Source organism: Pacificibacter sp. (assembly GCF_039769035.1).
GTDB lineage: Bacteria > Pseudomonadota > Alphaproteobacteria > Rhodobacterales > Rhodobacteraceae > Celeribacter.
Window position 1 is genome coordinate 1 of sequence record NZ_JBDMZG010000222.1, and the last position, 5,542, is coordinate 5,542.

6 protein-coding genes and 1 tRNA gene are annotated in these 5,542 nt (G+C 52.6%); 4 read left to right on the forward strand and 3 right to left on the reverse strand.

The genetic code is table 11. The features are described from left to right. The first annotated feature begins 253 nt into the window (after positions 1 to 253). On the forward strand, positions 254 to 847 hold the full coding sequence (locus ABF287_RS17240; protein WP_347186233.1) for a fumarylacetoacetate hydrolase family protein: 594 nt from the start codon (positions 254 to 256) through the stop codon (positions 845 to 847). Continuing rightward, the gene (locus ABF287_RS17245; RefSeq protein WP_347186234.1) at positions 817 to 1,128 is read left to right on the forward strand and encodes a recombinase family protein; all 312 of its coding nucleotides are present in this window, start codon (positions 817 to 819) and stop codon (positions 1,126 to 1,128) included. The genes ABF287_RS17240 and ABF287_RS17245 overlap by 31 nt, the downstream gene beginning before the upstream one ends. A 338-nt stretch (positions 1,129 to 1,466) precedes the next feature. Here ABF287_RS17245 and ABF287_RS17250 read toward each other — a convergent pair whose 3' ends face one another. Further along, the gene (locus ABF287_RS17250; protein ID WP_347186235.1) at positions 1,467 to 2,117 is read right to left on the reverse strand and encodes a CDP-alcohol phosphatidyltransferase family protein; all 651 of its coding nucleotides are present in this window, start codon (positions 2,115 to 2,117) and stop codon (positions 1,467 to 1,469) included. 242 nt (positions 2,118 to 2,359) lie between these two features. On the opposite strand from ABF287_RS17250, the gene ABF287_RS17255 reads away from it, so the two are divergent. After that, positions 2,360 to 2,839, forward strand: a complete 480-nt coding sequence (locus ABF287_RS17255; RefSeq protein ID WP_347186236.1) for an adenylyltransferase/cytidyltransferase family protein — start codon at positions 2,360 to 2,362, stop codon at positions 2,837 to 2,839. A 13-nt stretch (positions 2,840 to 2,852) separates the two neighbouring features. Further along, the gene (locus ABF287_RS17260) at positions 2,853 to 3,404 is read left to right on the forward strand and encodes a 2OG-Fe(II) oxygenase (RefSeq protein WP_347186237.1); all 552 of its coding nucleotides are present in this window, start codon (positions 2,853 to 2,855) and stop codon (positions 3,402 to 3,404) included. 814 nt (positions 3,405 to 4,218) lie between these two features. Here the strand turns inward: ABF287_RS17260 and ABF287_RS17265 are convergent. Together ABF287_RS17265 and ABF287_RS17270 are read right to left on the reverse strand one after the other, a co-directional pair. Further along, positions 4,219 to 4,295, reverse strand: a tRNA-Arg gene (locus ABF287_RS17265). A gap of 81 nt (positions 4,296 to 4,376) precedes the next feature. Beyond that, positions 4,377 to 5,542 (reverse strand): HAMP domain-containing sensor histidine kinase (locus ABF287_RS17270; protein WP_347186238.1); only part of this gene is annotated, 1,166 nt, incomplete at its 5' end.

Here is a 5,542-nt window from a genome sequence, read left to right on the forward strand (position 1 = left end):
CACAGCACACGCGCCGCATAATACAACCAACCAGATGAGCCAGATACTCGCCTAAATTACGCAGCCTCTGGACCCAAAAACTCTGACGACGTACACGCTCCTCGAAAATCACTTTTGCGCCAGACCCTGCGACCGTGGCGCTCTTTGGCAGCTACCCGCGCCTGATCACTGAAACAGCAGACCGCCTTGGTTTCACCCGCGATGCGGATGCCGACGCGCTTGTTCAAAATTCCATGACTTAGGAGACACATCGATGAGATTTGCCACACTGCCAAACGGAACGCCTGACGGCCGCCTGCACCTTGTTAGCCGCGACAACAGCCGCTGCACCCCATGTAAAACCGCCACAACTTTGCAAGAGGCGCTGGATGCGTGGGACTGCTTGCAAGACGATCTGCAACGCGAATATGATGCGCTGAATGCTGGCGGCGGTGTGCCATTTGATGGCGCCAAAGCGCTGGCACCATTGCCGCGTGCTTGGCAGTGGCTGGATGGCTCGGTGTATGAAAGCCATAGCCAATTGCTGCAAGCCGTGTTCGGCCTTGAGCCGCTGGAAAAAACGGGACGGCCTTTGATGTATCAGGGTCTTTCGGATCGTTTTCAGGCGCCACGCGACGTGACAAAACTGCCCAGCGAAGACGATGGCATCGATTTTGAGGGCGAGTTTGGCGTGATCAGCAAAGCCACCCCCATGGGCACCAAAGACAGTGCGAAAGATCACATCGCGCTTGTGGTGCAAATCAATGACTGGTCGTTGCGCAAGCTTGGCCCGATTGAAATGAAAACAGGCTTTGGCTGGATTCAGCCCAAGCGCGTTTGCTCGATGGCATTGCCGCGACGCCTTTAGACCCCACAGACGCAGCTCAGAGCCTTCATTTTCATGTCCTTGCCGCTATTGGGCAGTTTGAGAAGGATAGGTTTGCAGAACGTCGTGCAATCGGTATCGCGAAGGCTAAGAAAGAAGGTAAATACAAGGGCCGTGTTCCGACTGCTCGCGCGAAAACTGCTGAAGTGCGTGCATTGAAAGACCGTGATTTTAAACCGCAAGAAATTGCAACACAGTTGGGCATCGGCGTTGCGTCGGTTTATCGGATATTGGCTGATGCTCGACAGGCTAGTGCCGAGTGATCGGACGCGCGTGAGCTCTTTACAGCAAGCAGCTCTATAGGGGGGGCTGGAGCCCGCGTAGCGGGTTGAGGTGCGCGCTCTTTTTCTAGGGACCCAAGGCGGGGGACCCTTGGGGGGCTGCTTTCTGGGCAGTAACTGCACATATCTTGGTGTTTAAAATGTTAGCTTGTTTATACTCTAGAAAATCGTTGCAAAGAGTTTTTCATCAGAAAGGGCGGATTGCAGACATTCGCTGCGGCGTTATCCGAGGTCGGCTGGGAGCCCACTTTACCTAATTGCCTGAATGCCTGCTTTGCACAGCGTTACTAGTCGTCTTGGACCGCCTGTGTGCCCAAAACCTATATCAGCTTCCAGCCATAGATTGCCGTAACTGCGAACGTGTAAGTCGCGAGCACGACAACGTTCACAGGATTTCCCGACAGTTTGGGGGTTTTGATTTGAGAGACGTTCAAGGCCGCAAGGCATAGGCCAGCAGCTGCGAGCATGATTGCAAAGGTCGGTTGGCTGAAATAATCGGCAAACATGAACAGAAACACAAGAAGGATGCTATTATTATCAATAGCTAACCCAGTGTATTTTGCGTCACCAGACAAGCCAAATATACTGAAGTAACTCAGACGGATAGCACCGAAAACCAGCATAATAAATGCGACCGGCAAGAATGCGGGATGGAAATTACCATAGCTCATAACCAAGAGCGCTGGGGTCACGCCGTAGCTGACAATATCGATGAGCAAATCAAGCTGCCCACCAAATTGCCTGTCGTCTCCAGTGCGTCCCTTCATTTTGCGCGCAATCAAACCATCGGCCCAATCAAACCCAACGGCCCAGATCATGCCGATCATGGCTGCGCCATAGACACCGGTGATCAAGAAATAGATCGCCAAAAGAGTGCATGCGAGCCCCGCGAGAGAACACAAATTCGGCAGGTCTTTGATGTAGGACAGGATTGGTCTTGTCGGCGCGTCAGTTACGTTCTCGGTTGTCATGGCAAGTCCTTTGCGTTAGGTGATCTGATGCTTCGTCGATGTTCGACTGGCACTCTCTCACTTTCCGTTCTGCGTGCATTTGAAACATGTAGCTTTCAAAACACCTACCCGCCCCAGTCTGTTCTGACCGGGAGCGTTCACAGATTAATTGTATGAAACTACTGATAAATGTCGTGCGTTCGAGGATTTCAGTTCCTGTTCGCTAGCACCGTTTATGGGTATGCAACAGGATAAAATGAACCATGATCGTTTACACCGTCGGCACGTTTGACCTTCTTCATGTCGGCCACCTTGCATTGTTGAACCATTGCAAGAGCTTGGGGGATGTCCTCGCCGTTGGCGTCGCGTCCGATGAGGTTGTGAATATGTATAAACCCAACGTTCCTGTCGTGCCATTAGACCAACGGGTCGAAATGCTAGAAGCCCTAAGTTGTGTCGACATTGTTCGCCCCTATTACGAACTGGAATACGTCTCGGGCTGTAAAGCCGTGGGCGTCGATATCTTTGTTGTTGGCGAAGATTGGGGCTGCAATCCTCACAATCTGGATGTGAATGAGTACCTGCGCGATTTAGGCAAACAGATTGCTCAGGTGACGTACAATCCTCGAACATCGTCAACGCGGATAAAGCAGATGGTCATGACGCAATCGACAGCGCGAAACACGGTCCAAACGCCAAAAATCGCTACGATCCCCAACAGCTCCACTGTTTTGAGCGCTTGAACGGGGCGATGCATTGATGCCCCTCCACTCCATGCCGAACGCCTTCAGTGTTGTTGAGTGCGAACGGATCATTGCCAGTATCGCGTCGGCACCTAAAGACGAGGCGCTTCTGGTCGGTAAAACCCGTGATCATAGTCAGCGCCGCGCAGAATTGGTTTGGATCGACCAAGTCGACGGCATGGGTTGGGTTATGGAACGTTTGATTGACCTTGTGCGCAAATCGAACCGAGAACGGTTTGACTTTGACCTGCGAGAATTCGCGGAAAGCCCACAAGTCGCGACCTATAATGCGGCGTCTGGTGGACATTTCGCATGGCACTCAGACATTGGTGATGGGCGGCTCGCGCGACAGCGCAAACTTACGCTGGTTTTGCAGCTGAGCACTTCGAAATCCTATGAGGGTGGCGATTTGCAGGTTATGCCAAGTGCAAATGTTATAACCGCAAATCGAGAGCAAGGCTGCGTAAGTATCTTTCCAAGCTTTTCCTTGCACCAAGTCACGCCCATTACGCATGGGATACGCCATTCACTAACGGTGTGGTCGCATGGCCCTTCTTTTCGCTAAAGACAGCGAAGAGGTCGCAAAAAGAAATAAGCGGGGCGATCACAACCCATTGGGTGGCGAAATTTAAGCCGCCGTCGGCTTAGACTGGATATTGCGATAAGGCTGCTAAACGGCAGCTTCGTCCCGCGATGCCGCCATCCAGCACATCAAAATGCTGCGCTAACGGGTCAATGTCTGCTTCGGGGAAGCTGCAATGCAGCGGCGATAGGAGCGACAATGTCCGGTTAGGGCCGTTCACGGTAATTGCTTTTCTAAAATGCAACTCGATTGCCAAGTTGAATTTTGACGCCGCCAGTTTCGTCAACCAGGTAAGAAACAACCTCGTAGACTGCAATCAGCTTGCCGGACCCAAACAGTTCTTGGTTTTCATCTTTTCCGCCATGTCGGACGATGGCGTATTCACTGGTTTTAAGAGCCTCGATGGACTGCTCGTACTTTTTTGAGAAACTGTGTCGGGGCCCCTGCCCCCCCGGATCAACGGTGAGCTAGTCGTCGTTTATGAGTGGTCGTCGCCTGCGTAGCGCGCTGAGAGTCAGAGCTACGCCAGCTTTATCTAGGCGTTGCACAAGAGAGCCTTATTCGATGTAGCGCACTCAATTTGGCACATTGGACGAACTCGGGCTTTTGAGCCCCCCACATCATCCCAACAAGATTCGTGAAGGATGTCGCTTAGCCACGGCAAACACTTGCTAGATTCGGGAATTGATGCGCAGCCCCATAGATACATCAAAGTAAAATAGGTACAGAAACAGGCACCGAAGAAACCTATAGTATCGCTTAAGCAATTGATATCAAAAATTAAAATAGGGAAGTATGGTGCACCCGAGAGGATTCGAACCTCTGACCCCCTGATTCGTAGTCAGGTACTCTATCCAGCTGAGCTACGGGTGCGCTCATGGGGGCGATTTACCGAGTGTGGCGGAGGTGCGCAAGGGGCCATTTGATCTTTTTGTAAAAAAACCTGATTCAAGCTCAGATTTTTTCAGATGCTTCAGAATCCAAAGATAGGTCTGGTGCCGCAAAGCCTTTGGGCAGGTGAATCGCAAAGCGCGTGCCGTCCTCATCGCTGCGCTCAAGCACAAGACGACCGCCATGACCGCGCACAAGTTCGGACGCAATCGCCAAGCCCAATCCGAAGCCGCCCTTGCGTGCACCGCCCTGAAACGGTTGGAATAAATGCTCACGCGCCTTAGCGGGCAAGCCTGGCCCTGTGTCGGTGATGCAAATGATCCATTCGTCATTGTCTTCGCTGCTGTGCACGGCGATTTCACCCGGTTTTCCCGTGGCCATGATCGCCTGACGCGCATTGCGCACAAGGTTTGAAATGACGCGGTGCAGTTGTTCATCGTCTGCGCGCAGCACCATTGTGGTGGGCACGTCTTCAGCAAAGGACAAATCAAAGTCGCCAATGGCAAGGCGTTCGCTGTCGATGACTTCGGCCACGAGTTCGGAAATGCGCACCCCTTGCAAGCTTGGCGCGGGCTCTTCAGCCTTGCCGAATGCCAAGGTCGATTCGCACAGATTCACGGCACGATGGATCGAGTTCACGAGTTTGGGCGCCGAGCGCATCACCGCAGGGTCGTCAGAATATTCAAGCCGGTCGGTAAACAACTGTGCCGTGGTCAGAATATTGCGCAAATCGTGAGACACTTTGGCCACCGCCCCACCCAGTTGCGCCAAACGTTCTTTTTGTTTCAACGCACCGGTCAGTTCTGTTTGCATCTCGCTCAATGCCATTTCCGCTTCGCGCAGCTCAATCACGCTTGAGGACGGCGCAAAGATACGACGCGCATCCTCTGGTGCCTGTGTGTAAGACGTCATGGCCCCCACAACGGATTTCATCGGTTTCACGATCAAAGCACGGACCGAGAAAAACAAAAGTGTCGCGGTGAAAAAGGAAATGACGGCGGACAAAAGCAAAATACGCAGCCCATAATCGATCATCGCCATACGCAACGGGGCTGTGGGCAATGTGACCTCGATCAATAACCCCGCCTGTTTGACCGGATCACCGATCACACGGATCACTCTGTCCTCAGGTTGCACCAAGACAGCCATGGCGTCTTTGATCAGTCCCAAGGCTGTCGCGGACCTTAAATCATAGGTCTCATAGATCTGGCCTGGAATGGGCGATGACA